24 protein-coding genes and 1 pseudogene are annotated in these 25,530 nt (G+C 71.3%); 21 read left to right on the plus strand and 4 right to left on the minus strand.

Annotated elements, in window-relative coordinates; all coding sequences use genetic code 11:
* Nucleotides 1–5: 5 nt before the first annotated feature.
* The 8 genes from MSA03_RS06405 (at nucleotide 6) to MSA03_RS06440 (ending at nucleotide 8,748) form a co-directional block, all read left to right on the plus strand.
* Nucleotides 6–764: a YebC/PmpR family DNA-binding transcriptional regulator gene (locus MSA03_RS06405; RefSeq protein ID WP_147050061.1), complete on the plus strand. Its 759-nt coding sequence runs from the start codon at nucleotides 6–8 to the stop codon at nucleotides 762–764.
* 52 nt (nucleotides 765–816) lie between these two features.
* Nucleotides 817–1,395, plus strand: coding sequence for a crossover junction endodeoxyribonuclease RuvC (gene ruvC / locus MSA03_RS06410; protein WP_028495693.1), 579 nt, complete (start codon nucleotides 817–819; stop codon nucleotides 1,393–1,395).
* A gap of 47 nt (nucleotides 1,396–1,442) precedes the next feature.
* On the plus strand, nucleotides 1,443–2,063 hold the full coding sequence (ruvA, locus tag MSA03_RS06415; RefSeq protein ID WP_147050062.1) for a Holliday junction branch migration protein RuvA: 621 nt from the start codon (nucleotides 1,443–1,445) through the stop codon (nucleotides 2,061–2,063).
* A complete protein-coding gene (gene ruvB / locus MSA03_RS06420) occupies nucleotides 2,056–3,087 on the plus strand; it encodes a Holliday junction branch migration DNA helicase RuvB (protein ID WP_028495695.1) in 1,032 nt (343 codons plus the stop codon). The genes ruvA and ruvB overlap by 8 nt, the downstream gene beginning before the upstream one ends.
* An 81-nt stretch (nucleotides 3,088–3,168) precedes the next feature.
* Nucleotides 3,169–3,627: a preprotein translocase subunit YajC gene (locus tag MSA03_RS06425; RefSeq protein WP_147050063.1), complete on the plus strand. Its 459-nt coding sequence runs from the start codon at nucleotides 3,169–3,171 to the stop codon at nucleotides 3,625–3,627.
* Between the two features lie 44 nt (nucleotides 3,628–3,671).
* Nucleotides 3,672–5,387, plus strand: coding sequence for a protein translocase subunit SecD (gene secD, locus MSA03_RS06430; protein ID WP_147050064.1), 1,716 nt, complete (start codon nucleotides 3,672–3,674; stop codon nucleotides 5,385–5,387).
* Nucleotides 5,387–6,376 carry a protein translocase subunit SecF gene (secF, locus tag MSA03_RS06435; protein ID WP_147050065.1) on the plus strand — a complete coding sequence of 330 codons (990 nt, stop codon included), beginning with the start codon at nucleotides 5,387–5,389 and terminating at the stop codon, nucleotides 6,374–6,376. The genes secD and secF overlap by 1 nt, the downstream gene beginning before the upstream one ends.
* Nucleotides 6,377–6,480: 104 nt before the next feature.
* A complete protein-coding gene (locus tag MSA03_RS06440) occupies nucleotides 6,481–8,748 on the plus strand; it encodes a RelA/SpoT family protein (RefSeq protein WP_147050066.1) in 2,268 nt (755 codons plus the stop codon).
* Here the strand turns inward: MSA03_RS06440 and MSA03_RS06445 are convergent.
* From MSA03_RS06445 to MSA03_RS06455, 3 genes are all read right to left on the minus strand, one after another.
* Nucleotides 8,727–9,290, minus strand: a complete 564-nt coding sequence (locus MSA03_RS06445; RefSeq protein ID WP_174799856.1) for a type IV toxin-antitoxin system AbiEi family antitoxin — start codon at nucleotides 9,288–9,290, stop codon at nucleotides 8,727–8,729. The genes MSA03_RS06440 and MSA03_RS06445 overlap by 22 nt on opposite strands.
* 124 nt (nucleotides 9,291–9,414) lie before the next feature.
* Nucleotides 9,415–11,076 (minus strand): DUF349 domain-containing protein, encoded by a 1,662-nt coding sequence (locus MSA03_RS06450; RefSeq protein WP_307725235.1) that lies wholly within the window; start codon nucleotides 11,074–11,076, stop codon nucleotides 9,415–9,417.
* A 68-nt stretch (nucleotides 11,077–11,144) separates the two neighbouring features.
* Entirely contained in the window at nucleotides 11,145–11,450 is a 306-nt protein-coding gene (locus MSA03_RS06455; protein WP_147050068.1) for a dioxygenase, read from the minus strand.
* A 157-nt stretch (nucleotides 11,451–11,607) separates the two neighbouring features.
* On the opposite strand from MSA03_RS06455, the gene MSA03_RS06460 reads away from it, so the two are divergent.
* On the plus strand, nucleotides 11,608–12,876 hold the full coding sequence (locus MSA03_RS06460; protein WP_147050121.1) for a replication-associated recombination protein A: 1,269 nt from the start codon (nucleotides 11,608–11,610) through the stop codon (nucleotides 12,874–12,876).
* A complete protein-coding gene (locus tag MSA03_RS06465) occupies nucleotides 12,873–13,484 on the plus strand; it encodes an NUDIX hydrolase (protein WP_244946345.1) in 612 nt (203 codons plus the stop codon). Before MSA03_RS06460 ends, MSA03_RS06465 begins: the two co-directional genes overlap by 4 nt.
* A 42-nt stretch (nucleotides 13,485–13,526) precedes the next feature.
* Here the strand turns inward: MSA03_RS06465 and MSA03_RS06470 are convergent, their stop codons facing one another.
* A complete protein-coding gene (locus MSA03_RS06470) occupies nucleotides 13,527–13,802 on the minus strand; it encodes a hypothetical protein (RefSeq protein ID WP_147050069.1) in 276 nt (91 codons plus the stop codon).
* A 576-nt stretch (nucleotides 13,803–14,378) separates the two neighbouring features.
* Here MSA03_RS06470 and rpsD point away from each other — a divergent pair.
* From rpsD to MSA03_RS06525, 11 genes and pseudogenes are all read left to right on the plus strand, one after another.
* Nucleotides 14,379–15,008: a 30S ribosomal protein S4 gene (gene rpsD / locus MSA03_RS06475; protein WP_028495705.1), complete on the plus strand. Its 630-nt coding sequence runs from the start codon at nucleotides 14,379–14,381 to the stop codon at nucleotides 15,006–15,008.
* Nucleotides 15,009–15,133: 125 nt separating this feature from the next.
* On the plus strand, nucleotides 15,134–15,451 hold the full coding sequence (locus MSA03_RS06480) for a hypothetical protein (RefSeq protein WP_036272293.1): 318 nt from the start codon (nucleotides 15,134–15,136) through the stop codon (nucleotides 15,449–15,451).
* Between the two features lie 66 nt (nucleotides 15,452–15,517).
* Nucleotides 15,518–18,184, plus strand: coding sequence for an alanine--tRNA ligase (alaS, locus tag MSA03_RS06485; RefSeq protein ID WP_147050070.1), 2,667 nt, complete (start codon nucleotides 15,518–15,520; stop codon nucleotides 18,182–18,184).
* A complete protein-coding gene (gene ruvX, locus MSA03_RS06490; RefSeq protein WP_028495707.1) occupies nucleotides 18,181–18,654 on the plus strand; it encodes a Holliday junction resolvase RuvX in 474 nt (157 codons plus the stop codon). Before alaS ends, ruvX begins: the two co-directional genes overlap by 4 nt.
* Nucleotides 18,654–20,135 (plus strand): endolytic transglycosylase MltG, encoded by a 1,482-nt coding sequence (mltG, locus tag MSA03_RS06495; protein WP_147050071.1) that lies wholly within the window; start codon nucleotides 18,654–18,656, stop codon nucleotides 20,133–20,135. The genes ruvX and mltG overlap by 1 nt, the downstream gene beginning before the upstream one ends.
* A 3-nt stretch (nucleotides 20,136–20,138) precedes the next feature.
* Nucleotides 20,139–20,972 (plus strand): shikimate dehydrogenase family protein, encoded by an 834-nt coding sequence (locus MSA03_RS06500; protein WP_147050072.1) that lies wholly within the window; start codon nucleotides 20,139–20,141, stop codon nucleotides 20,970–20,972.
* Between the two features lie 4 nt (nucleotides 20,973–20,976).
* On the plus strand, nucleotides 20,977–22,188 hold the full coding sequence (gene aroC / locus MSA03_RS06505; RefSeq protein ID WP_147050073.1) for a chorismate synthase: 1,212 nt from the start codon (nucleotides 20,977–20,979) through the stop codon (nucleotides 22,186–22,188).
* Complete coding sequence (locus tag MSA03_RS06510) at nucleotides 22,185–22,691, plus strand: shikimate kinase (protein WP_147050074.1); 507 nt, start codon at nucleotides 22,185–22,187, stop codon at nucleotides 22,689–22,691. Before aroC ends, MSA03_RS06510 begins: the two co-directional genes overlap by 4 nt.
* Complete coding sequence (gene aroB, locus MSA03_RS06515; RefSeq protein WP_147050075.1) at nucleotides 22,688–23,764, plus strand: 3-dehydroquinate synthase; 1,077 nt, start codon at nucleotides 22,688–22,690, stop codon at nucleotides 23,762–23,764. Before MSA03_RS06510 ends, aroB begins: the two co-directional genes overlap by 4 nt.
* A 94-nt stretch (nucleotides 23,765–23,858) precedes the next feature.
* Nucleotides 23,859–24,842: pseudogene (locus MSA03_RS06520) on the plus strand (IS481 family transposase).
* Nucleotides 24,843–25,030: 188 nt separating this feature from the next.
* Nucleotides 25,031–25,489: a type II 3-dehydroquinate dehydratase gene (locus MSA03_RS06525; RefSeq protein ID WP_147050076.1), complete on the plus strand. Its 459-nt coding sequence runs from the start codon at nucleotides 25,031–25,033 to the stop codon at nucleotides 25,487–25,489.
* Nucleotides 25,490–25,530 lie beyond the last annotated feature (41 nt).

Consider the following 25,530-nt stretch of genomic DNA (forward strand, 5'->3'; position numbering starts at 1 on the left):
TCGTCATGTCCGGCCACTCCAAGTGGGCGACGACCAAGCACAAGAAAGCCGTCATCGACTCTCGCCGTGCCAAGTCGTTCGCCAAGCTCATCAAGAACATCGAAGTCGCCGCCAAGCTCGGCGGCGCGGACCTCGCGGGTAACCCCACCCTCTACGACGCCGTCCAGAAGGCGAAGAAGACCTCGGTCCCCAACGACAACATCGACCGCGCCATCAAGCGCGGCGCGGGCATCGGCGGGGAAGCCGTCGAGTACACGACGATCGTGTACGAAGGCTACGGCCCCAACGGCGTCGCGCTCCTGATCGAGTGCCTCACGGACAACAAGAACCGCGCCGCCGCCGAGGTGCGCACGGCACTGTCCCGCAACGGCGGCACGCTCGCCGATCCCGGGTCGGTCGCGTACAACTTCCACCGCAAGGGCGTCATCGTCGTCTCCGGCGAGGGCACGACGGAGGACGACGTCATGCTCGCCGCGCTCGAGGCCGGCGCCGAAGAGGTCGAGCCGCACGCGCAGGGCTTCGAGGTCGTCATCGACGCCTCGGACCTCGTCTCCGTCCGCGTCGCGCTGCAGGAGGCGGGCCTGGACTACGAGTCCGCCGACGTGGAGTTCGTCCCCTCGCTGAAGGTGGAGATCGACGCCGACACGGCGCGGAAGGTCTTCCGTCTCATCGACGCCCTCGAAGACAGCGACGACGTGCAGAACGTCTTCAGCAACTTCGACCTCACCCCCGAGGTGCAGGCCGAGCTCGAGAACGACGAGTGAGTCGCGGGCGCGCCTGAGCGCGCCCGTCGGCACCCGCCCGTACCGTGGGGGCGTGGCATCCACCCTCCGCGTCCTCGGGATCGACCCCGGCCTCACCCGCTGCGGTGTCGGCGTCGTCGACGTCGGCCGCGACCGGTCCGCCACGCTCGTGCACGTCGGCGTCGTGCGCTCCGACCACACGCTCCCCATCGAGCGCCGGCTCGCGCTCATCGCCGCCGGCATCCGGGAGGTGCTGGACACGCACCGTCCGCACGTCGTCGCGGTCGAGCGGGTGTTCGCGCAGCAGAACCGCAACACGGTCATGGGCACGGCGCAGGCCAGCGGCATCGCGCTGCTCCTCGCGGGGGAGTACGGGCTCCCGGCCGCGACGCACACCCCGTCCGAGGTGAAGGCGGCGGTCACCGGGTACGGGTCGGCGGACAAACGGCAGGTGCAGACGATGGTCGCCCGGGTCCTGCGCCTGGACGCGCTCCCGCAGCCCGCCGATGCCGCCGACGCCCTCGCGATCGCGCTGTGTCACGCCTGGCGCGGCGGAGCATCCGGCGCGGCCTCGGCGACCGGCGCTGCGGCGACCGCGCTCACCCCGGCGCAGCGCGCGTGGGCCGACGCGGAACGTCTCGCCCGCCGGTGACGCGTGTCGCTCGAACAAACATCCGAACCGATGCGTAGGCTCGACGCATGATCTCCTCCCTGCGCGGACGCGTCCTGCACCTCGATGCCGACAGTCTCGTCGTCGACGTCGGGGGTGTCGGGTTCGCGGTGGCGGTGACGCCCGCCGTGACGCGCGAATTCCATATCGGCGACGAGATCGTGCTGCACACGAACCTCATCGTCCGGGAGGACGCCCTGTCCCTCTTCGGGTTCCAGGAGCGCGAGGAGCTCACCGTCTTCACACAGCTGCTGAGCGTCTCAGGCGTCGGCCCGAAGTCGGCGCTCGGCGTGCTGTCGTCCCTCACGGTCGACCAGATCGCGGATGCCGTCGCGGCCGAGGACGACGCACCGTTCCGCCGCGTGTCCGGCATCGGCCCGAAGACCGCGAAGCTCATCGTCGTCCAGCTCGCCGGCAAGCTTCTGCCGTCCGGCCGACCCGGCGGGGTTCGCGGCGCCGCGGCTCCCGCCGTCGCGAGCCAGGTCGTCGCGGCTCTCGTCGCCCTCGGCTGGAGCGAACGCGTCTGCATCGACGCCGTCTCCGACGTCTCGGCGGGCGCGACGCCGGCGGAACTGGGGTCCGTCTCCGCCCTCCTGAAGCTCGCCCTGGCGCACCTGGGACCGGCACGGACGGAGCAGAGCGGTGTCTGAGCCCCGCGACCCGAGCCTCGCCGAGGACGCGGGCGAGCTCGCCGTCGAAGGCGCCCTGCGCCCCGGCTCGCTCGCGGAGTTCATCGGGCAGCACAAGGTGCGCCGTCAGCTGCAGCTGCTCCTCGACGCCGCCCGCATCCAGCAGCGGCCGGCCGATCACATCCTGCTGTCGGGTCCTCCCGGCCTCGGGAAGACGACGCTCGCCATGATCGTCGCCCACGAGAGCGAGCGACCGCTGCGCCTCTCCAGCGGCCCCGCGATCCAGCACGCCGGCGACCTCGCCGCGCTGCTGTCGAGCCTCCTTCCCGGCGAAGTGCTCTTCATCGACGAGATCCACCGGATGACCCGGTCCGCCGAGGAGATGCTGTACCTCGCGATGGAGGACTTCCGGATCGACATCATGGTCGGCAAGGGCGCCGGGGCGACCAGCATCCCCCTCGACCTCGCGCCGTTCACGCTCGTCGGCGCCACGACGCGCTCGGGACTCCTGCCGAACCCGCTGCGTGACCGCTTCGGCTTCACGGCGCACCTGGAGTACTACGAGACCGCCGAGCTCGAGCAGGTCGTCGAGCGCTCGGCCAGCGTCCTGGACGTGACGGTGCCGCCGGTCGCCCGCGCCGAGATCGCGCGGCGGTCGCGGGGCACCCCGCGCATCGCGAACCGGCTGCTGCGGCGCGTCCGCGACTACGTCGTCGTGCACGGCGGGGATGCCGGTTCGGCCACGGAGGCGGACGTCTCCGCCGCGCTGGACCTGTACGACGTCGACGCGATCGGCCTGGACCGGCTGGACCGCGCCGTCCTCGATGCGCTCATCCGGCGGTTCCGCGGGGGACCGGTGGGCCTGAACACCCTGGCGGTCACGGTCGGCGAGGAGGCCGAGACCATCGAGTCGGTCGTCGAGCCGTATCTCGTGCGCATCGGCCTCATGGGGCGCACCCCGCGCGGCCGCATCGCGACCCCGGAGGCGTACGCCCATCTGCGCGTCCCGCGGGCAGATGAGGCGCTGAGAATCGATGACCTATAATCGCTGAAGGCACTCGCCGATCACCCGCTCTTCGCTGCGCCCCTGCGCCGCGCCACCACCGTGAAAGGTGCCGTCATCTCCATGACTTTCGCAACGACGCAGACCACCGAGGCCAGCGGGTTCGCCCTATTCTTCCAGCAGTACGGCCTTCTGCTGATGCTGCTCGTGCTCATCGTCTTCATGTTCTGGAGCTCGCGTCGTCGCGCGGCTCGCGCGAAGGTCGAGCAGGAGACGAAGGCGCGCCAGATGGTCCCCGGCGTGAAGGTCCTCCTGCAGGGCGGCCTGTACGGCACGCTCGTCGAGTTCGACGCCGAAGACCTCTCCAAGGCGGCGCACGTCGAGCTGGCTCCCGGCTTCGTCGTCGAGGTGCACAGCCAGGCGATCCTCCGTGTCGTCGACCCGCTCGAGGACGCTCCGGCCGAGGACGCCGTGCTCTCCGACGCCCCCGCCGTCGAGTCGATCGACGCCGAGCCGGCCGAGCCGACCACGCCTCTCACGGGCGGCACCGTCCCCGACGCGGACGACAAGCCCAAGGCCTGATCCTCCACCGCCCGCGCGCGGTGCTCGAAGAAAGCTGACCCTCCGTGGCCACACCGACCCCCGTCCGCCACGCCTGGCGCGCCCTGACCGGGCTGCTCATCGTCACCGCGGTCCTGTTCGGCATCAACGCCCTCGGCGTGCACGTGTTCCAGAAGAGCTCGTGGACTCCGGAGCTGGCGCTCGACCTGCAGGGCGGCACGCAGATCATCCTCGCGGCCCAGACGCCCGACGGCGCCGCGCCGACGACGGAGCAGATGGAGCAGGCGGCGTCGATCATCCGCCAGCGCGTCGACGCGTCGGGTGTCGGCGAGGCCGACATCACGACGCAGGCCGGGAACCAGATCGTCGTCCAGATCCCCGGCCAGGCAGACGAGGAGACCCGCAACCGCATCGAGGCGTCCGCGCAGCTGCAGCTGCGCGCCGTCCTCTACACCGGCTCCGCCGCGACGAGCTTCGTGGGCGAGGACGGCAACGAGACGCCCTACCCGAGCCCCGACCCGACGCTCAACGCCACGCCGACCGCCGAGCCGACCAACGGCAGCGACCCGAGCTGGGTCACCGACCGCCTCTTCGCCGAGTTCCTCGCGTACGACTGCTCCGATGAGGCGAACGACCCTGCCAACGAGCCGGCCGACCAGCCGCTCATCACGTGCGGGCCGACCGGGACCGACAAGTACATCCTCGGACCCGTCGAGCTCGACGGCTCGTCGATCTCGGACGCGACGTTCGGCGTCGTCCAGACGAACGGCCAGTGGGCCGTCAACCTCGTCTTCGACGGTGAGGGCACCGACGTCTTCGGCAAGATCAGCCAGCGCCTGTACGGGCTCGACGCCCCGCAGAACCAGTTCGCGTTCGTCCTCGACGGCGTCGTCCTCTCCGCGCCGTCGATGAACGCCGTCATCCTCGACGGCAAGCCGCAGATCACCGGCAGCTTCACGCAGGAGTCCTCCAAGACGCTCGCCGACCAGCTCAAGTACGGCGCGCTGCCGCTGAGCTTCGAAGTGCAGAGCAGCAACTCCATCTCGGCGACGCTCGGCTCCCAGCAGCTGCAGATCGGCCTGATCGCGGGCCTCATCGGCCTCGCGCTCGTCGCCATCTACTCGCTGGTCGTGTATCGCGCCCTGGGCTTCGTCATCATCGCGTCGCTCGCCGTGATGGGCGTCCTGACGTACATCGCGCTTTGCATCCTCGCGTGGCGCATGGGCTTCCGCCTGTCCCTCGCGGGCGTCGCGGGCCTCATCGTGACGATCGGCTTCACGGCCGACTCGTTCATCGTGTACTTCGAGCGCATCCGAGACGAGCTGCGCGACGGGAAGTCGATCACCGGGGCCGTCGAGGACGGCTGGGCCCGCGCGAAGCGGACGATCTACATCTCGAAGTCGATCAACGTGCTGGCCGCCGTCGTGCTGTACATCCTCGCCGACGCCACCGTGAAGGGCTTCGCGTTCACCCTCGGCCTCACCACGGTCATCGACATCGCGATCTTCATCCTCTTCACCCATCCCGTGCTGCAGCTGCTCGCACGCACCCGGTTCTTCGGGGGCGGTCACCCGCTGTCCGGACTCGACCCGGAGGCGCTGGGCGCGGTGTACCGCGGCCGCGCACAGTTCCGCGCGCCCGCGGCCGCCGCGGCGAAGGGAGCCGCGGCACGCCGCAGCGTCCGCTCCCGCGGGGAGGCGGAGCGCCGCCAGACCATCGCCGAGCGCAAGCAGGCCGAACTCGGCACGAGTAGCCGCCGGACGACGGAGGGGGACCGCTGATGCGCTCCATGAACGATCTCGGCAACGACCTCTACACCGGCAAGACGTCCTTCCCGTTCGTCGGCAAGCGGCGGCTGTGGTTCATCATCGCCGCCGTGCTGGTCATCGGTGCGGCGCTCGTGCCGCTCCTGCGCCCCATCCAGTTCTCCATCGAGTTCACCGGCGGGTCGCAGTTCACCGTCAGCAACGTGGCGTCACCGGATCAGGCCGTCGCCACCGAGGCCGTGCAGACCGTCGTCGACGGCGCCGCGACGAAGGTCACCACGATCGGCGAGGACACGCTCCGCGTGCAGACCGACCAGATGACGGATGCCGACACGCGCGCCGTGACGGCCGCCCTCGCCGACGCGTTCGGCGTGTCCACCGACGAGGTCAGCTCGTCCTTCATCGGACCCAGCTGGGGCGCCGACGTGACGCGTCAGTCGCTGTGGGGTCTTGCGATCTTCCTGGCCCTGACCTTCCTCATCCTCGCGATCTACTTCCGCACCTGGAAGATGTCCGTCGCGGCCATCATCGGCCTCGTCGACGTGCTCATCATCACGGTGGGCGTGTACGCGCTGTTCGGCTTCGAGATCTCGCCGGCGGCCGTCATCGGCTTCCTCACGATCCTGTCGTACTCGCTGTACGACACGACCGTCGTGTTCGACAAGATCCGCGAGAACACCCAGGAGGACGGGGAGGGCTCGCCCCGCACGTTCGCCGAGTCGGTGAACCTCGCCGTCAACCAGACCCTCATCCGGTCCATCAACACGACGGTCGTCGCGGCGCTGCCGACCGGCGCGATCCTCTTCATCGGCGCCCTGTGGCTCGGCGCGCAGACGCTCACCGACATCTCGCTGTCGATCTTCGTCGGCACGATCGTCGCCGCCTACTCGACCCTGTTCGTCGCCGCGCCGCTGTACTCGCTGCTGCGCGAAGGCGAATCGGACCTGAAGGCGCGCGACGCACGTCTCCTCGAGTCGCGCGAGCGTGCGCTCGCCTCGGCGTGACTCCGCGGCCCACCCGGCGGGCGTAGAATCGAGGAATGCCCGGCGGAGCGCTCCGCGAGGGCGTGAGAAAGCTGCACAGGCGGTCCTGAGACGGAGGTGAGCGGATGGCGGAGCCCGTTCCCGCGTCGACGCAGACGCCCGGACAGAGCTCTTCGCTGCGCCGCCTCGTTCCGCGCATCTTCTCCCGCGCCCCCTCCCGCGACGGCGTCGAACTCCTCGTCCGCACGGTGCGCACGCACCACCCGAAGGGCGACCTCGCGATCATCGATCGCGCGTACCGGGTCGCCGAGCGCGCCCACGCCAACCAGAAGCGGCAGAGCGGCGAGCCGTACATCACGCATCCGCTCGCGGTCGCGCAGATCCTCGCCGAGCTCGGTCTCGGGCCCCGCGCCATCGCGGCGGCACTCCTGCACGACACCGTCGAGGACACCGACTACCGCCTCGACCAGCTGACCGCCGACTTCGGCGACGAGGTCGCGATGCTCGTCGACGGCGTCACGAAGCTCGACAAGGTCAAGTACGGCGACGCGACGCAGGCCGAGACGGTCCGGAAGATGATCGTCGCGATGTCCAAGGACATCCGCGTGCTCCTCATCAAACTCGCCGACCGCCTGCACAACGCGCGCACCTGGGGTTTCGTCCCGCCGGAGAAGGCCGCGCGCAAGGCCACCGAGACCCTCGAGATCTACGCGCCGCTGGCCCACCGGCTCGGCATCCAAGCCATCAAGAGCGAGCTCGAGGACCTCTCCTTCGCGGTCCTGCACTCGAAGCTGTACGCCGAGATCGACAGTCTCGTCAAGCAGCGGACGCCGCAGCGCGAGCAGTACGTCCAGACGGTCATCGAAGCCGTCGAGGCCGACCTGCGGGAGCTCCGCATCCGCGGGCGCGTCATGGGACGCCCGAAGCAGCTGTACTCGGTGTACCAGAAGATGGTCGTGCGGGGCCGTGAGTTCGACGACATCTACGACCTCATCGGCATCCGCGTGCTCGTGAACTCCGTCCGCGACTGCTACGCGGTGCTCGGCGCCATCCACGCGCGCTGGACGCCGCTGCCGGGCCGCTTCAAGGACTACATCGCGACGCCGAAGTTCAACCTGTACCAGTCGCTGCACACGACCGTCATCGGCCCCGGCGGCCGGACGGTCGAGATCCAGATCCGCACGAACGAGATGCACCAGCAGGCCGAGTACGGCGTCGCGGCGCACTGGAAGTACAAGGAGCGCGTCAACGGCGGCAAGACCGATTCCAAGTCGGACAACGCCGACATGGCCTGGCTCGCGCACATCTCCGACTGGCAGGCCGAGACCGCCGACCCGGGGGAGTTCCTCGACTCGCTGCGCTTCGAGATCGGCGCGAAGGAGGTCTACGTCTTCACACCGAAGGGACGGGTCATCGGCCTTCCCGCCGGCGCGACGCCGGTCGACTTCGCGTACGCGGTGCACACCGAGGTCGGCCACCGCACGATGGGCTCCAAGGTCAACGGCCGCCTCGTGCCGCTGGAGTCCGAGCTGCACAGCGGCGACGTCGTGGAGGTGTTCACCTCGAAGAACCCCGACGCCGGCCCCAGCCAGGACTGGCTGACCTTCGTCAAGAGCACCCGCGCGCGCAACAAGATCCGCGGCTGGTTCACGAAGGAGCGGCGCGAAGAGGCCATCGAGCAGGGCAAGGATGCCATCGCCCGCGCCATGCGCCGGCAGAACATGCCCCTGCAGCGCCTCATGAACCAGGACTCGTTCACCGAGGTCGCCCACCAGCTGCGCTACGAGGACGTCACGGCTCTGTACGCCGCGGTCGGCGAGGGCCACGTCTCGACGCAGTCGGTCATCGAGAAGGTCACGGCGCTCATCGGCGCCGAGGAGGACACCTCGACCGGCGCCGTCGACCTGCCCGCCCCGGGCCGCGCGCGGGCGCCGCGCGGGGGAGACTCGGGCGTGCTCGTCCGCGGCGCCGGCGATATCCTCGTCAAGCTCGCGAAGTGCTGCACGCCGGTGCCCGGCGACGCGATCGTCGGCTTCGTTACCCGGGGCAGCGGCGTGTCGGTGCACCGCGCCGACTGCACGAACGTGAAGTCTCTGACGGCCGACGCGGAGCGGATGATCGAGGTCGAGTGGGCCCCGACGAGCAAGAGCGTCTTCCTCGTCCAGATCCAGGTCGAGGCCCTGGACCGCGCGGGACTGCTGAGCGACGTCACCCGGGTGCTCAGCGAGCACCACGTCAACATCCTGTCGGCCACCGTCTCCACGACGAACGACCGGCTCGCGCTCAGCCGCTTCGTCTTCGAGATGGGCGACACGGTGCACCTGGACCGCGTGCTCAACGCCGTCCGCCGCATCGACGCCGTCTACGACGTCTACCGCGTCACCTCCTCCTGATCCCGCGCCCGCCCGCGCAGGTAGGCGAGGGCCGGACGCTTGAAGTGCACGGGACCGGACCGCTCGAGCCAGGCCACGGCGGCGACGGCGAGACCCGGCTGCCACGCGCACATCGCCTCCACGGCCGACGGATCGCCGTCAGTGCGCCCGACGAGGTCACGGACGAGGTCGACGAGCGTCCGGACGGGCGTCGTGACCGCGACGCCTGAGATCGTCATGATGTCCGCCGGGGGAAGCCGGAGGTCGCGGTAGTCGAGCCGCGCATCGATGACGGTCGCGATGCGACGGTCCGTGCGGCGCTGTACGCAGTGCCGCACGGGAGGTTCGGGGACCGCTCCGTGCACCCACGCCGCCGACAGACGCGTCAGGGCGACCGTCTCGCCCGCGAGTGCGCGCAGGGCACCGGCGCGCAGCTCGCGCGTCTCGACCGCGTCGGCGGGCATGAACGCCTCGCCGATCTCGACGAGGTCGCCGTCCAGCCGCGCCGCCGTCAGCTCCGCCGTGGACAGCCGATCGCCCGCGTAGTACAGGAACGGCCACATGAGGGCAGTGTGCCGGAGCGGGACGCCGTGAACGCGCATCGCGACCCGTCCTGTGGACAGGTCGCGATGGGCGACGAGGGGGAGGAGACGCCGGCGGCTGTCAGCTGCCGAGCGCAGCTGCGTGTCAGCCGCCGAGCGCGGAGAGCCACGCCTTGCGCGCCGCGAGGGCATCCTTCGCGGCCGCGATGGCGCGCTCGTCCTTCGTCTTCTCGGCCGCCGCGACATCCGCCTCGAGCTTCGCGATCGCGTCGCGGAGCTGCTGCGTCATGTCGTTCTGGCGCGCCTTGGTCTCGGGGTTGTTGTTCTTCCACTCGGCGTCTTCGCGCGCCTTGACGCCCTGCTCGATCTTGCGGAGCTCGTCGTCGAGGCCCCGCTCGGCCTCCCGCGGGAAGATCCGGCCGATGTCGTCCCAGCGGCGCTGGATGCCGGTCAGGAGCGCGCGCGCCTTGCCGGCGTCCTTCTCCTTGGGCACGGCGGCAGCCTCGGCCAGAAGAGCGCGCTTGGCCTCGATCTTCTCCTTGGACTCCTCGGCATCCGCCTGCTCGCGCTCGGCGCGCGCACCGTACAGGGCGTCGCCGGCGGCCTTGAACCGCGCCCACAGCGCGTCGTCGGCCTTCTTGCCGGCACGGCCGGAGTTCTTCCACTCATCCAGCAGCGCGCGGTAGGCGGTGATGCCGTCCTCGCCCTTGCTCGCGAGCGCCTCGGCCTTCTCGACGAGACGCGACTTGGCATCCCGTGCGGACTTGTGCTGCTCGTCCAGGCTCGAATAGAACTCTCGGCGGTGCTTGTCGACCACGCTGCGCGCGTCGCGGAACCGCTTCCACAGCTGCTGCCCGGTGGACTTGGGCAACCGGGGCCCGGTCGCCTGGTGGGCCTGCCAGCGCTCGAACAGCGCGGTGACCTCGGCGGTCACCTGCTTCCACTGGATGGACTTGGGGTCGCGGGAGGCGATCTCCTCGATCGTCTGCACGAGCTGGGTGCGCTCGGCGATCGCGGCGTCGACGGCGGCGCGCTGCGCCTGCTGCTCCTCTGCGGTCGCCTCGGAGAGCGTCGCCTCGAGGGCGTCCAGCCGCGCCTCCAGGGCCGCGAGGTCGCCGACCGCCATGGCTCCCGTCACGCGCTCGCGCACCGTCTTGGCCGTCGAGCGAAGATCGGATGCCGACGCGCCGCCGCGCCGGTGGCGAACCTCCAGGAGGCTCACCTCGCTGACGAGGTCGGCGTACTTGCGCTGGAAGTAGGCGAGCGCCTCATCGGGCGTGCCGTCGGGGTACTGGCCGACGACGCGCCACTGGTCACCATCGCGGACGGAGACCGTGCCGTCCTCATCGACGCGGCCCCACTCGCCGGCATCGGCCAGGGGCTCGGCGACGACGGCGGGCGCCGCGGCGTGCTTGACCGGCATCGCCGGCTTGGCGGGCTCTCCCGGCAGCGGGAAGCGTCCCGGGGTCGGCTTCGCGGGGGCGGGGGATGCCACCGGCTCGGCCGGGGCGCTCAGCTCGGCGTCTGCAGACGGCTCGGCGTCGGCATCGGCTGCGGGCTCGGCCTCGGCCGCGGGCTCTGCCTCGTCGATCGACTCCGGCTCGGGCTCGGCGGTCGGCGCGGGCTCGGCGGTCGGGTCAGGATCGGCCTCGTCGGCCGGCTCGGGCGCGGCCTCGTCGGTCGGCTCGGGCGCAGCCTCGTCGGCGGCGGTGGATGCGGGCTCGACGGTCTCCGCCGGCTCGGGAGCGTTCAGCTCCGAGTCCTCGGCGGCGTTGTCGGCGGGCTCGGGATGTGTGGCGGAAGTCACAGGATGCACCTCGTCGCGGCATACGCCGCATGGGGGTTCGGTCGGCTCACAGCCTAGTACGGCCGAACTCAGGGTGTGGGCGAGGGGGACGGCGTCGTGGCCACCGTCGGCGTGGGCGACGGGGTCACCGCCGGCGTCGGCGTCGGTGTGGCGGACGGCGACGGCGCGGGCTCGGGGGTGCCGGGGCCGAGCGTGTAGTAGGCGATCTGCCCGCCGATGACGGCGAGGATGAGCGCACCGCCCGCGATCCCCGCGATGAGGTTGTCGCGCTGTCGGCGACGCTGCAGGCCCTGGTGGTACTCCTGGCGCGCGAGATACAGCCGCGCGCGTTCCTTCGCCGCGCGGTCGCCCTTCTTGCCTGCACCGCTTGCCACGTGGCCTCCTTCATCGCCGGTCCGCACCGGGCGCGGGAAAGCCTATGGTGCGGGCGCAGCGGCGGCCAAACGCGCCCGCGTCGGCGGGCGCGACTAGCCTTGACGGGTGACCACTCCCACCGCGCTCTTCCAGGGGCAGACGCCTCTCGCGGTGCGGATGCGGCCGGTCTCGCTCGACGAGGTGGCGGGCCAGTCGCACCTCCTGCGTCCCGGATCCCCGCTCGTCGCCCTCGCCAACCCCGACGCCACGGCGTCGCGCGCCGTGTCCGTCATCCTCTGGGGTCCGCCCGGGACCGGGAAGACGACCCTCGCGCAGGCGATCGCACGCACCTCGGGGCGGCGCTTCGTCGAACTGTCCGCCGTCACGGCCGGCGTGAAGGACGTCCGCGAGGTGATGCAGGAGGCGATGACCCAGCGCGACCTGTACGGCCAGTCCACCATCCTCTTCCTCGACGAGATCCACCGCTTCACGAAGGCGCAGCAGGACGCGCTGCTGCCCGGCGTCGAGAACGGCTGGGTCATCCTCATCGCCGCCACCACCGAGAACCCGTCCTTCTCGGTCATCTCCCCGCTGCTGTCCCGCTCCCTGCTCCTGACCCTGCAACCGCTCACCGACGCCGACCTCGGCATCCTCATCGACCGGGCGGTGACCGACGCCCGCGGTCTGGCCGGAGCCGTCGAACTCGCCCCGGAGGCGCGGGCGGCACTCATCCAGCTGGCATCCGGAGACGCGCGGCGGGCGCTCACGGCGCTCGAAGCGGCGGCATCCATGCCGGACGGCGACTCCGCCGTGATCACGGCGGAGCACGTCGCGCAGGCCGTGGACCGCGCGCTCCTGCGCTACGACCGGCAGGGCGACGAGCACTACGACGTCATCAGCGCGTTCATCAAGTCGATCCGCGGTTCCGACGTGGATGCCGCGATGCACTACCTCGCCCGCATGATCGAGGCGGGGGAGGACCCCCGCTTCATCGCGCGCCGGCTCGTCATCTCGGCCGCCGAGGACATCGGCCTCGCGGACCCCCACGCGCTGCAGATCGCAGTCGCCGCCGCCGACGCCGTCGCGTTCATCGGGATGCCGGAGGGCCGCATCCCGCTCGCCGAGGCCACGGCCTACCTCGCGACGACGGCGAAATCCAACGCCGCCTACAACGCCATCAACGCCGCGATCGCCGATGTGCGCGCGGGCGGGTTCGGCCGCGTCCCGACGCACCTCCGCGACGCGCACTACCCGGGCGCGAAGCGGCTCGGGCACGGCAAGGGCTACATCTACCCGCACGACCTCGACGTCGGCGTCGCGACCCAGCAGTACCTGCCCGACGAGCTGCAGGGCCGGCGCTACTACGAGCCGACCGGCCGCGGCGTCGAGCGCGACATCTCGGCGCGGCTGGAGAAGATCCGCAAGATCCTCGGGGACGACCGGTGACGGCAGACGAGCCCGTCCCGCGCTGGATCAAGCTCGGCACAGAACCGATGTACGCCGGCTATGTGCGCGTGCGCCGCGACCAGTACCGCCTCCCGGACGGCAGCGAGAGCGGCTGGGACGTCATCGAGATCGGCGACACCGTCTCGGTCGTCGCTTTCACGCCGGACGACCGCGTCGTGCTGTTCGACCAGTACCGGGTCGGGCCCGAGCGGGTCATCGCGGAGCTGCCCGGCGGCCTCATCGATCCCGGCGAGGATGCCGTGGAAGCCGGCATCCGGGAGCTGCGGGAGGAGACCGGCTACCGCCCGGGCGCCGTCTTCCACGCGGGGGCGGAGTGGGCGGCCGCCAACTCCCGGCGTCGCAAGAACATCCTCATCGCGGCGGACTGCGTCCGCGTCGGCGATCCGCAGTGGGAGACGGGGGAGACCGGGCGCGTCCGCGAGATCCCCGCGGCCGCGCTGCTGGAGCACCTCGTCTCCGGCGAGCTCAGCGACGCCGGCGCGGCGCTGCGCGGCCTGCACGCCTTCGCCCGGGCGGGCGACGTGCCCGCGCCGCTCGCCGGACTGCGGAGCAGCGTCCGCACGCTCCTGGCTCCGTGGACGGCCTAGCCGCGCCGAGTCAGTCAGTCAGTCAGTCAGTCAGTCAGTCAGTCAGTCGACCGGCATCCGCTCGAGCGCATCGGCTCCCGCCGCCGGCATGCCGTCGCGCGGGGTCCACCGCATCCCCGCCAGCACGAGGGTGCCGATGAACGACGCCGCCGCGATCCCGACCATCAGATAGGTCCACGCGCGGAGCTCGCCGACGGCTTCGCGGTCGTATGACGCGTAGTCGGTCTTCGCGGCGACGATGAGCACCAGCATCAGGGCCAGGAGCAGCGCGAGGCCGCCGACCGTGAGAAGGGTGACGTAGTAGGGATTGCGCCGCATGGCGCTCATGATTCCAGCCGCCGCGCACGCCCACCAGAGCAGGGCAATCCGCCCGGCGGCCCGTGTCACACCACCTGTGGGCTGCCGGCTGGCCGACCCGCACCTCGCGCGACACCCGCGCGCGGCGTGTCACACCTCCTGCGCCTGTGCCCGCGCGTGGCCGCGGCTTCTGTGACAGGCGCCGCGCACGAGGGCCCGCGCCAGGAGGATGATCTGAGGCGCCGCGGATCGGGGTCGGTTCGTGCCGCGTCGCGCGGGCTGAGGCGGCACGGGCTGACACCCTTCGCGGAGCCCGCGGAGAATGGGGGCGGATGCTGTCGCCTCTCGGCGGGGGAGGCGGCGCGAAGCGACCCCGATTTCACCGCCCGACCCCGCCGCAGGCGTGCCCGGACGCGCCGTGGGGCGCCCAGGCCCGGTCTGTTAGACTTGAGCGGCTCGAAACGGAGTTTTCGGGCATCCCCTCTCCTCTGGAACAACCATTCGGCATGCCCCGGCGTGCTGTCCGAACCGGGCGAGGAGAGGCGATACGTCCGTGAGTCGCGAAAGACGCGGCCACGTCTACGGAAGGAATACTTCGTGGCAACGAAGTCCCAGGACCGCCGCAAGGTGCGTCTGTCGCGCGCCCTCGGCGTCGCGCTGACCCCCAAGGCAGCCAAGTACCTCGAGAAGCGCCCCTACGCTCCCGGCGAGCACGGTCGCACCAAGCGCAAGCAGGACAGCGACTACGCCGTCCGTCTGCGCGAGAAGCAGCGTCTTCGCGAGCAGTACGGCATCCGCGAGAAGCAGATGCGCAACACGTTCAACGAGGCCCGCCGCAAGGACGGCCTGACCGGTGAGAACCTGGTCGAGCTGCTCGAGATGCGTCTCGACGCCCTCGTCGTCCGCTCCGGCTTCGCCCGCACCACGGCGCAGGCCCGCCAGCTCGTCGTGCACCGGCACATCCTCGTCGACGGCCAGCTCGTCGACCGCCCGTCCTTCCGCGTGAAGCCGGGCCAGCTCGTCCACGTCAAGGAGAAGAGCGAGTCGCTCGAGCCCTTCCAGGTCGCAGCCGCCGGCGGTCACGCCGACGTCCTGCCCCCGGTTCCGGCCTACCTCGAGGTCGAGCTCGACAAGCTGCAGGCGCGCCTCGTGCGTCGCCCCAAGCGCGCCGAGGTGCCCGTCACGTGTGACGTGCAGCTCGTCGTCGAGTACTACGCCGCGCGCTGAGCGGGGCGTAGTACAGCCGCGCAGCGGCCGACAGCACAACTACGCCGCGCGCTGATCCATCAGCGAGCATCGAAGGGCGTCGGGGTCACCCGGCGCCCTTCGTCGTTTGCGCCTAACATGGACGCATGAAGAACGCGCTGTGGTTCCTGCTGGGCATCGCCGGCGGCTTCGTCGCCGCCCACCTGGTCAACAAGGACCCGCGTGGTCACGAGGTCCTCGCCGAGGTCGACGCCCGCATCTCCGAGTTCACGGACCGCATCGGCGACGCCTACCGCGCGCAGGAGGCCAAGATCGAAGGTCTCGTCGCCGACGCGAAGGGCGCTGCCTCGCACGTCGTCGACGCCGCCCAGAACGCCGCGTCCGCGACCGCCGACGACCTCGCGGATGCTGCGGCCGAGGCCGTCGAGGCGTCCAAGGACGCCGCCGCCAAGCTCACCGACTGACCCGCGTCACCGCGGCGCACCGTACCGGTGCGTCGCATCCGCATGCTCGCCCGAGGGACCCATTCCATGAAGACCGCTGAGATCGCCCAGCGCTACCTGTCGTACTTCGAGAAGAACGACCACGTCATCGTGCCGTCGGCATCCCTCGTGAGCCCCGACCCGTCCGTCCTCTTCACGATCGCGGGCATGGTCCCGTTCATCCCCTACCTCAACGGGACCGTCCCGCCGCCATACCCCCGCGCCGCGGACAACCAGAAGTGCATCCGCACGAACGACATCGAGGAGGTCGGCAAGACCGCCCGTCACGGCACGTTCTTCCAGATGCTCGGCAACTGGTCGTTCGGCGACTACTTCAAGGAGCAGGCGATCGGCTACGCCTGGGAGCTGCTGACCTCCTCGCGCGCCGACGGCGGTCTCGGCTTCGCCGAGCGCGACCTGTGGGTCACCGTGTACCAGGATGACGACGAGGCCGCCGCGCTGTGGCAGAAGGTCGCGGGGCTGCCCGAGCACCGCATCCAGCGCCTCGGCCGTGAGGACAACTACTGGTCCACCGGCCAGCCCGGCCCCGCCGGCCCCTGCTCGGAGATCTACTTCGACCGGGGTCCCGCCTACGGGCAGGACGGCGGCCCCGCCGTGGACGACAACCGGTTCACCGAGATCTGGAACCTCGTCTTCATGCAGGACGCGATCGCGAACGTCCGCTCCAAGGTCGACTTCGACATCGTGGGGGAGCTCCCCAACAAGAACATCGACACCGGCATGGGCCTGGAGCGCGTCGCGTTCATCACGCAGGGCGTGGACAACATGTACGAGACCGACCAGGTCCGTCCCGTGCTCGACCGCGCCGTCGAGCTGTCCGGCCGCCGCTACGGCGCCGACCACGGCGACGACGTGCGCTTCCGCGTCATCGCGGACCACATCCGCTCGTCGCTCATGCTCCTGTCCGACGGCGTCACACCGTCCAACGAGGGCCGCGGCTACATCCTCCGCCGCCTCATGCGCCGCTCGGTGCGCGCCATGCGCCTGCTCGGGGTCGACGGCCCCACCTTCCCGGAGCTGTTCGCCGCCTCGCGCGACGCGATGAAGGCGGCCTACCCGGAGGTCGAGACGGACTGGCAGCGCATCTCGCAGTACGCCGTCGCCGAGGAGGAGACGTTCCTGCGGACCCTCGCGGCCGGCTCGACGATCCTCGACCTCGCCGTCGAGGACACCAAGCGCTCCGGCGGCGCGTCGCTGGCGGGCTCCGAGGCGTTCCTCCTGCACGACACCTACGGCTTCCCCATCGACCTCACCCTCGAGGTCGCCGAGGAGGCCGGCCTCTCCGTCGACCGTGCGGCGTTCGACGCGCTCATGCTCGAGCAGCGCACGCGGGCGAAGGCGGATGCCAAGTCGCGCCGCCGCGCCCTCGCCGACCTCAGCGTCTACAGCAGCCTCCGCGCCCAGGGCGAGACCGTCTTCACCGGCTACAGCGATCTGGAGACCGAGTCCACCGTGCTCGGTCTGCTCGTCGACGGCCAGCCGGTCGACCGCGCGACGCAGGGGCAGATCGCCGAGGTCATCCTCGCGGAGACCGCGCTGTACGCCGAGTCCGGCGGCCAGGTCGCCGACAAGGGCGTCATCGTCGGCCCCGGGTACGAGCTCGACGTCATCGACGTGCAGAAGCCGGTGCCGGGCCTCGTGAGCCACACCGTCGAGGTCACGACGGGCGAGGTCGGCGTCGGCCAGCCGGCGACGACCGTCGTGGATGCCGTGAACCGCCGCGCCGCCCGTCAGGCGCACTCCGCGACCCACCTCGTGCACGCGGCGCTGCGCGACACCCTCGGCAAGACCGCGACGCAGGCGGGGTCGCTCAACCGCGCCGGCTACATGCGCTTCGACTTCACGTGGGGTCAGGCGCTCTCCGAGGCGACCCGGACGGAGATCGAGGAGATCGCCAACAACGCCGTCCGCGACAACCTCGAGGTCACGACGCGTGTCCTCCCGCTCGCGGAGGCCAAGGAGCTCGGCGCGATGGCGCTGTTCGGCGAGAAGTACGGCCAGACCGTGCGCATGGTCGACATCGGCGGCCCCTGGTCGCGCGAGCTGTGCGCCGGCACGCACGTGTCCACGAGCGCCGAGGTCGGTCTCATCAACCTCGTGGGGGAGTCGTCGGTCGGCGCCTCCAACCGCCGCGTCGAAGCCCTCGTCGGGCTCGACGCGTTCCGCGAGCTCGCGGCCGAGCGTGCCATCGTGTCGCAGCTTACCTCTGCGCTGAAGACGCCGCGCGACCAGATCCCCGCGCGCATCGCGGAGCTGACCGCGAACCTCAAGGCGGCGGAGAAGAAGATCGCGCAGTTCGAGGCGAAGGCCCTCGGCGAACGGCTGCCCGCCCTGCTGGAGACGGCGCAGCGCGCGGGCGCGCACCGCGTCGTCGCGCAGTCCCTGGGCGCCGTGGCGTCCGCGGACGACGTGCGCGGACTCGCGCTGCAGCTGCGGGAGCGGCTCGGCTCGGACGCGGCCGTCGTCGCGCTCGGCGCGGATGTCGGCGGACGCCCCGTCGTGATCGTCGCGACCAACGACGCGGCTCGCACCGCCGGGGCCAAGGCGGGTGCCCTCGCGAAGGCGGCGTCCGCGACGCTCGGCGGAGGCGGGGGCGGGCGCGACGACCTCGCGCAGGGCGGCGGCACCGACGCATCGGCGCTGCCTGCGGCCCTCGCGGCGATCGTCACGGCGCTGGAGTCGGCGACCGCGTGAGCGGGTTCCGGCGCGGAGTCCGGCTCGGCGTCGACGTCGGGACGGCCCGCGTCGGCGTGGCCCGCTGCGACCGCGACGGCCTCCTCGCCGTCCCGGTCGAGACGGTGCCGCGCACCGACGCCGCCGCGGCGCGCGTCGCGGAGCTCGCCGCGGAGCACGAGGCGTTCGAGATCCTCGTGGGCCTGCCCATCAGCCTCAGCGGCAACGAGACGTCGTCCACCGCCGATGCGCGCACCTTCGCGGTCGCCGTGGCGGCGGCATCCGGCCTGCCCATCCGGCTCGTCGACGAACGACTCAGCACCGTCTCGGCGCACGCGGCACTGCGGAACTCTGGGCGAACACAGAAGTCGTCTCGTAGGATTGTCGACCAAGTCGCCGCCGTCGTCCTGCTCCAGCAGGCGATCGACGTCGAGAAGAGCACCGGCAACCCGGCCGGCACGCCTCTGCCCGATCCGCAGGAGATCGTCTGATGCCCGACACCCCGTCGAACGACGATCAGTTCGCGGACCTCTTCAGCAAGCTGCCGACGCCGAGCGCGGGTAGCGGCGTGCATCCCGAATCCGACCAGCCCGCTCCCGCCGCCGCGCCGCTCAGCCGTCGCGCGGCGCGTCTGGCCGCCACCGGGACGACCCCCACCGTGACCGATGTCCCGGCTCCGGACGCCCCGGCTTCGGACGCCCCGGCTCCGGACGCCCCGGCACCCGAGGAGCAGACCGCGCCGCCGGCGATGAGCACGCCCGCCGACGAGCACGAACCCGCCCCCACGACCGACGTGCCGCGATCCACGACACCCATCGACGCCCTCTTCGCCGAGGAGCACCCCGCGGACAAGCGCCTCGTCGAAGAGCGCCACGAGCGCGACCGGCGCAAGGGCCGCATCGCGGGCTGGGTGATCCTCCTCGTCGTGCTCGCGATCATCGGCGGCATCGTCGCCGGCGGCCTGTGGGTCTGGAACACCTATGAAGAGCCCATCCGCGATCTGTTCGGGTGGAGCGAGCCGAAGGATTACGAGTCGGGCATGGCCGAGGGGGAGGCGCTCGTCACGATCGTCTCCGGCGACACCGGCGCGACGATCTCCGAGCGCCTGTACGACGCCGGGGTCACGAAGACCTCCGGCGCGTTCTACGACTACCTCATCTCCTCCGGCCAGAACCCGACGTTCGTGCCGGGCGTCTTCACGCTGCAGCAGAAGATGACCTCCGCGGCCGCCCTCGAAGCCCTCCTGGACCCGGCGAACAAGCAGGAGAACACCGCGCAGCTGCGCGAGGGGCTCACGGTCGAGGCCACGCTTCCGCTCCTCGCCGACGGCATCGGCCTGCCGATCGAGGACTTCCAGGCCGCCGTCGCCGACCCGTCCGTCTACGGCGTGGATGCCGGCAGCCTGGAGGGCTGGCTCTTCCCGGCGACCTACACCTTCGACCCGGGCGTCACGGCGCAGCAGGTCATCCAGACGCTCGTCGACAAGACCGTCAGCGTCCTGGACACGGTGGGCGTCCCGGCGGAGCGGCGCGGCGAGATCCTCACGATCGCATCGATCATCGAGCGGGAAGCACGATTCGAGGACGACTTCTACAAGGTCTCGCGCGTCATCCAGAACCGCCTCGATGCCGGCAACGAGGAGACCTTCGGCAAGCTGCAGATGGACTCCACGGCCCAGTACGGCTACGGCGAGATGCACGACGGCACCGTGAGCTCCTCCAAGGAGGCTCTCGAGGACGACAACCCGTGGAACACGTACGTGCACCCGGGTCTCCCGGTCGGCCCCATCGCCAACCCCGGCCAGCTCGCGATCGATGCGGCCATGAACCCCGTCGAGGGCCCGTGGCTGTACTTCGTGACCGTGAACCTCGACACCGGCGAGACAGAGTTCACCGAGACCTACGCGCAGCACCAGCAGGCCATCGAGAAGTGGACCGCCTGGTGCGAGGCCAACCCGGACTCGGGCTGCTGAGCGGTGCCGGACGCCGCACTGGAGGTCTGGGGCGACCCGATCGAGCACAGCCTGTCGCCGGCGCTGCATTCCGCGGCGTACCGGCAGCTCGGCTGGGACTGGACGTACGGCCGGCGCCGCGTCACGGAGGCCGGCTTCGCGGGCGAGCTCGCCGCGGCCGCGCCGACGCTCCGCGGCCTGTCGCTCACGATGCCGCTGAAGACCGCCGCGTTCGCGGCCGCCGCGACGCGTGACGACCGCGCGGAGCTGACCGGCGCCGTCAACACGCTGCTTCTCAGGGACTCCGCGCCCCGCGGGTTCAACACCGACGTCGGGGGCATCGTGCGCTCCCTCGCCGAGGAGGGCATCGCCGGCTTCGAGGAGGTCCGCATCGTCGGGGCCGGCGCCACCGCGACCTCCGCGCTCGTCGCCCTCGCCGAACTCGGCGCCCGCTACGTCGAGGTGGCCGCGCGCCGCCCCCTCGCCATCGCACCGCTGCAGGACCTGGGGGACCGGCTCGGGATGACGGTGCGGCCCGTTCCGCTGACCGCCGACGCCTTCGCCCCGGTGCCGCTCACGATCGCGACGCTCCCCGGCGGCGCCCGGCTCGACCCCCTCGCCGCCGACGCCCTCGCCGGTGCCGGCGGCCTCCTGCTGGACGTCGTCTACGGCCACTGGCCCACCGCGCTCTCCGCCGCGTGGGACCGGGCCGGCGGCCGCGCCGTCAGCGGGGCGGGGATGCTGCTGCACCAGGCGGTGCTGCAGATCCGGATCTTCCGCACCGGCGACCCCGCCGAGCCGCTGCCGGACGAGGCCGCCGTCGTGGCCGTCATGCGCCGCGCGCTCATGGGAGGATAGAACAATGCTCCGCGTGCTCACGGCCGGCGAATCGCACGGCCCCGAACTCGTCGCCGTCATGGAGGGCCTGCCCGCGGGCGTCCCCGTCTCGCGCGCCGCCATCCAGGCCGACCTCGCTCGCCGCAAGCTCGGCTACGGCCGCGGCTCCCGGATGAAGTTCGAGGAGGACGAGCTCACGATCTCCTCCGGCGTCGTGCACGGCACGAGCATCGGCAGCCCCATCGCGCTGCGCATCGGCAACACCGAATGGCCCAAGTGGGTCGAGGTCATGAGCCCCGAGCCCGTCGAGCTGACGGAGAAGTCCCGCGGCCGCGGCGCCGCCCTGACGCGCCCCCGCCCCGGCCATGCCGACCTCGTCGGCATGCAGAAGTACGGCTTCGACGAGGCCCGGCCCATCCTCGAGCGCGCCAGCGCCCGCGAGACCGCCGCGCGCGTCGCGCTCGGCGCGATCGCCCGCGGCTTCCTCGGCGAACTCGGCATCCGTCTCGTCAGCCACACGCTCTCCATCGGCCCCGTCCGCGTACCGGAGGGCACGGCGCTCCCGGCGCCGGACGACGTCGCGGCCCTCGACGCCGATCCGCTGCGCTGCTTCGACGCCGCCACGAGCGCGGCCATGGTCGAGGAGGTCGACGCCGCCCGCAAGGACGGCGACACCCTCGGCGGCATCGTCGAGGTGCTCGCGTACGGCCTGCCGCCGGGGCTCGGCTCGCACGTGCAGTGGGACCGCCGCCTCGACGCGAAGCTCGCGCAGGCGCTCATGAGCATCCAGGCGATCAAGGGCGTCGAGGTCGGCGACGGCTTCGAGACCACGCGGCGCCGAGGCTCCGCGGCGCACGACGAGCTCTTCGCCACGGACGGCGGCATCACGCGCGCCACCGACAAGGCCGGCGGCACGGAGGGCGGCATGTCCACCGGCACCGTCCTGCGGGTCCGCGCCGGCATGAAGCCCATCGCCACGGTCCCGCACGCGCTCCGCACGATCGACGTCACGACGGGCGAGGCGGCGACGGCGCACCACCAGCGCTCCGACGTGTGCGCCGTCCCGGCCGCGGGCGTCGTCGCCGAGGCCATGGTCGCGATCGTGCTCGCCGAGGTCGTCCTGGAGAAGTTCGGGGGCGACAGCGTCGCCGAGACCCGCCGGAACCTCGACGGCTACCTCGCCGCCATCCCGGAGAGCCTGCACACGGCACCGGGCAGCGACGACACGCTCGGATGACGAACCCCGCGGTCGTCCTCATCGGTCCGATGGGCGCGGGCAAGACCAGCATCGGCAAGCGCGTCGCGAAGCGGCTCGGCGTGACGTTCTACGACAGCGACGTCGCCGTGTCCCGCGCGCACGGCCCCATCGAGAAGATCTTCGCCGACCACGGCGAGGAGCACTTCCGCGCCCTCGAGCGGGATGCCGTGCACGCCGGCCTCGACCAGGGCGGCATCGTCGCACTCGGCGGCGGGGCGGTGCTGCACCCCGACACGCAGGCCGAGCTCGCCGGCCACCGTGTCGTGCTGCTCACCGTGTCGCCGCACACCGTCGGCTCCCGCATCCGCGGCTCGAAGCGCCCCCTGCTGCAGGGCGAGGACCCCGTCGCCCGCTGGCGCGAGGTGTACGAGACGCGGCGCGGCCTGTACGAGCAGCTCGCCGACGTCACCTTCGACACGTCCACCGGCCCCCTCCAGGACATCGTCGACGCCATCACCGAGTGGGTTCAGGAGAACACATGAGCGAGACCACCGTCATCACCGTCGCAGGCGACCAGCCCTACGACATCACGATCGGTCGCGGCATCCTGCCCATGATCGGCGACGTCCTGCCCGCCGCCGCGCGCCGCGTGCTCATCGTGCACCCGCCGACCCTGTCCGCGCAGGCGGAGCAGCTCCGGGCGCTCCTGGGGGAGGAGCGGCAGGTGCTCCTCGCCGAGATCCCGGATGCCGAGCAGGGCAAGCGGGTCGAGGTCGCCGCGTTCTGCTGGCAGGTCATGGGGCAGGCCGACTTCACCCGCACCGACGTCGTGATCGGCTTCGGCGGCGGGGCCGTGACCGACCTCGCCGGGTTCGTCGCGGCCACCTGGCTGCGCGGCGTCACGCTCGTGCAGGTGCCGACCACGGTCCTCGGCATGGTGGATGCCGCCGTGGGCGGCAAGACCGGTATCAACACCGCGGAGGGGAAGAACCTCGTCGGCGCCTTCTGGCCGCCCCGCGCCGTCGTGTGCGATCTGGAGATGCTCGACTCGCTGAGCGACAACGAGCGGGTCGCCGGGTTCGCCGAGGTCGTCAAGGCCGGTTTCATCTGGTACCCGGAGATCCTCGACCTCATCGAGGCCGACCCGAAAGCCGCCGTCGACCCGCACAGCCCGGCCTTCCGGCGCTGCGTCGAGCTCGCGATCGACATGAAGGCGCGCGTCGTGGGGGAGGACCTCCGCGAGGCGGGCCTCCGCGAAGTCCTCAACTACGGCCACACCCTCGGTCACGCCATCGAGCACTCCGAGCGGTACCGCTGGCGCCACGGCGCCGCGATCTCGGTCGGCATGGTCTTCGCCGCCGAGCTCTCCCGCCTCGCGGGACGCCTGCCGGATGCCGCCGCGCAGCGGCACCGCGACATCCTCGAACTCCTCGGGCTGCCGACGACGTACCGCGCGGGCGCGTGGCCGTCGCTGCTGGCGACGATGCAGCGCGACAAGAAGTCCCGCGGCTCGATGCTCCGCTTCATCGTCCTCGACGACATCGCCAAGCCCACCGTGCTGCAGGCGCCGGATGAGTCCCTGCTCTTCGCCGCGTACCAGGAGGTCGCGGGCTAGCTGTACTGACCCGGATCGTTGTTGACGTAGGAGAGGCCTCCGGGGTCGAGTTGGAGCTGTCTAGTTCTTCAGCTCGAACCCACGGAGGTCTCTCTTGTCTCACGCTAATGCCCGGCTGACTCCGGCCGGCAGGCTGATTATGGTCCAGCGCATCGAGTCGGGGCGCGCTGTCGCGCATGTCGCGGCAGAGATGGGGATCTCGCGTACGACCGCGTGGCGGTGGTGGCGGCGGTTTCAGGAACACGGACGGGCGGGGCTGGTCGATCGGTCCAGCGTTGCTCGCTCGCACCCGCGCCGCACGACGGCGTGCGTGGAGACGCGAGTGCAGATCATGCGGCACTTCGCTCGCCGCGGACCCGTGTTCATCGCCGACAAGCTCGACATGCACGCCTCGACAGTGGGGCGAGTGCTACGGCGACGACGGATGCCGTTGCTGCGCGAGATGGACCCGATCACGGGGAAGATGATTCGCGCGACACGAGCAACCGCAGCCCGGTACGAGCACGACCACCCGGGCTCCCTGATCCACATCGATGTGAAGAAACTCGGCCGTATCCCAGACGGCGGCGGGTGGAGAGCAGATCCCAGGCAAACCGTCGCCGTCCATCGAACATCGCATCTCAAAGTCGGCTAGGACTACGTCCATACAGCGATCGATGACCGCTCTCGGGTCGCTTACGTGGAGATCCACGATGACGAGAAGGGCACGACGGCGGCAGGCTTCCTCGAGCGAGCCATCGGGTTCTACGCGACCCTGGGCGTCAAGGTCGAACGCGTCATCAGCGACAACGCGTTCGCCTACCGCCACTCCACCGCGTTCCGCGGCGTGATCGACGCGCGCGGCATCAAGCAGAAGTTCATCAAACCGCATTGTCCCTGGACCAACGGGAAGGTGGAGCGCCTGAACCGCACCCTCGCGACCGAGTGGGCATACGCCCGAGCCTGGACATCGAACACCGATCGCGCAACAGCCTTGCCCGCCTGGCTCGACTACTACAACCTAGACAGAGCCCACCTCGGCATCGGAGGCAAAACTCCCATCGACCGAATCAACAACGGTCGAGGTCAGTACAGCTAGCGTCCGCGGCCGCCGCGCGCGGCATCCGCGCCGCCGGCATCCGCACCGCCGGCATCCGTACCCCTCCGGAGGAGATGACGCGCCGGGAGGTCATATCCGCGGAATCCGCCCTCCCGAGGCGCCCTCTCCTCCCGCGGCGTACGGCCGAGCAGACCGGGCCGCCGGCCCACGGCCGCTAGGGTGCTGACGTGACCACCTCGCGCCGCCTCCTGCTCGTCAACGGGCCGAACCTCAACCTCCTCGGCACCCGCGAGCCGGAGATCTACGGGCGGGAGACCCTCGCCGACGTCGAGCGGCTCGTCACCGAGACCGCGACCGCGCGCGGCTTCGAGGTCCGCGCCGTGCAGAGCAACCACGAGGGCGTCCTGATCGACGCGATCCACGCCGCCCGCGCGGACTGCGCCGGCATCGTCATCAACCCCGGCGGGCTCACGCACACCTCCGTCGTCCTCCGCGACGCGCTCTCCGGCGTCGCGCTGCCGGTCGCGGAGGTGCACATCTCCAACGTCTACGAGCGCGAAGCGTTCCGCCACCACTCGTTCGTGGCCGACGTCGCCGCCGTCCACGTCATCGGCGAGGGAGTCCCCGGCTACGCTCGCGCCACCGCCCTGCTCCTCGACGTGATCACGGGCCAGTCGGACCTCTGAGCCGTCTTCCCGTAGAATCGACTGTCGGCCCGCGCTTCGAC

It is taken from the genome of Microbacterium saccharophilum (genome assembly GCF_007992455.1).
Lineage (GTDB): Bacteria > Actinomycetota > Actinomycetes > Actinomycetales > Microbacteriaceae > Microbacterium > Microbacterium saccharophilum.

What these genes read in the sequence shown, in the direction of transcription:
- MSA03_RS06425 (WP_147050063.1), top strand. Translation starts at nt 3,169, where the DNA reads ATGACTTTCGCAACGACGCAGACCACCGAGGCCAGCGGGTTCGCCCTA.
- mltG (WP_147050071.1), top strand. Translation starts at nt 18,654, where the DNA reads ATGCCCGACACCCCGTCGAACGACGATCAGTTCGCGGACCTCTTCAGC.
- MSA03_RS06480 (WP_036272293.1), top strand. Translation starts at nt 15,134, where the DNA reads ATGAAGAACGCGCTGTGGTTCCTGCTGGGCATCGCCGGCGGCTTCGTC.
- MSA03_RS06470 (WP_147050069.1), bottom strand. Translation starts at nt 13,802, where the DNA reads ATGCGGCGCAATCCCTACTACGTCACCCTTCTCACGGTCGGCGGCCTC.
- alaS (WP_147050070.1), top strand. Translation starts at nt 15,518, where the DNA reads ATGAAGACCGCTGAGATCGCCCAGCGCTACCTGTCGTACTTCGAGAAG.
- aroC (WP_147050073.1), top strand. Translation starts at nt 20,977, where the DNA reads ATGCTCCGCGTGCTCACGGCCGGCGAATCGCACGGCCCCGAACTCGTC.
- MSA03_RS06510 (WP_147050074.1), top strand. Translation starts at nt 22,185, where the DNA reads ATGACGAACCCCGCGGTCGTCCTCATCGGTCCGATGGGCGCGGGCAAG.
- MSA03_RS06405 (WP_147050061.1), top strand. Translation starts at nt 6, where the DNA reads ATGTCCGGCCACTCCAAGTGGGCGACGACCAAGCACAAGAAAGCCGTC.
- ruvA (WP_147050062.1), top strand. Translation starts at nt 1,443, where the DNA reads ATGATCTCCTCCCTGCGCGGACGCGTCCTGCACCTCGATGCCGACAGT.
- aroB (WP_147050075.1), top strand. Translation starts at nt 22,688, where the DNA reads ATGAGCGAGACCACCGTCATCACCGTCGCAGGCGACCAGCCCTACGAC.
- MSA03_RS06445 (WP_174799856.1), bottom strand. Translation starts at nt 9,290, where the DNA reads ATGTGGCCGTTCCTGTACTACGCGGGCGATCGGCTGTCCACGGCGGAG.
- MSA03_RS06440 (WP_147050066.1), top strand. Translation starts at nt 6,481, where the DNA reads ATGGCGGAGCCCGTTCCCGCGTCGACGCAGACGCCCGGACAGAGCTCT.
- secF (WP_147050065.1), top strand. Translation starts at nt 5,387, where the DNA reads ATGCGCTCCATGAACGATCTCGGCAACGACCTCTACACCGGCAAGACG.
- MSA03_RS06460 (WP_147050121.1), top strand. Translation starts at nt 11,608, where the DNA reads ATGCGGCCGGTCTCGCTCGACGAGGTGGCGGGCCAGTCGCACCTCCTG.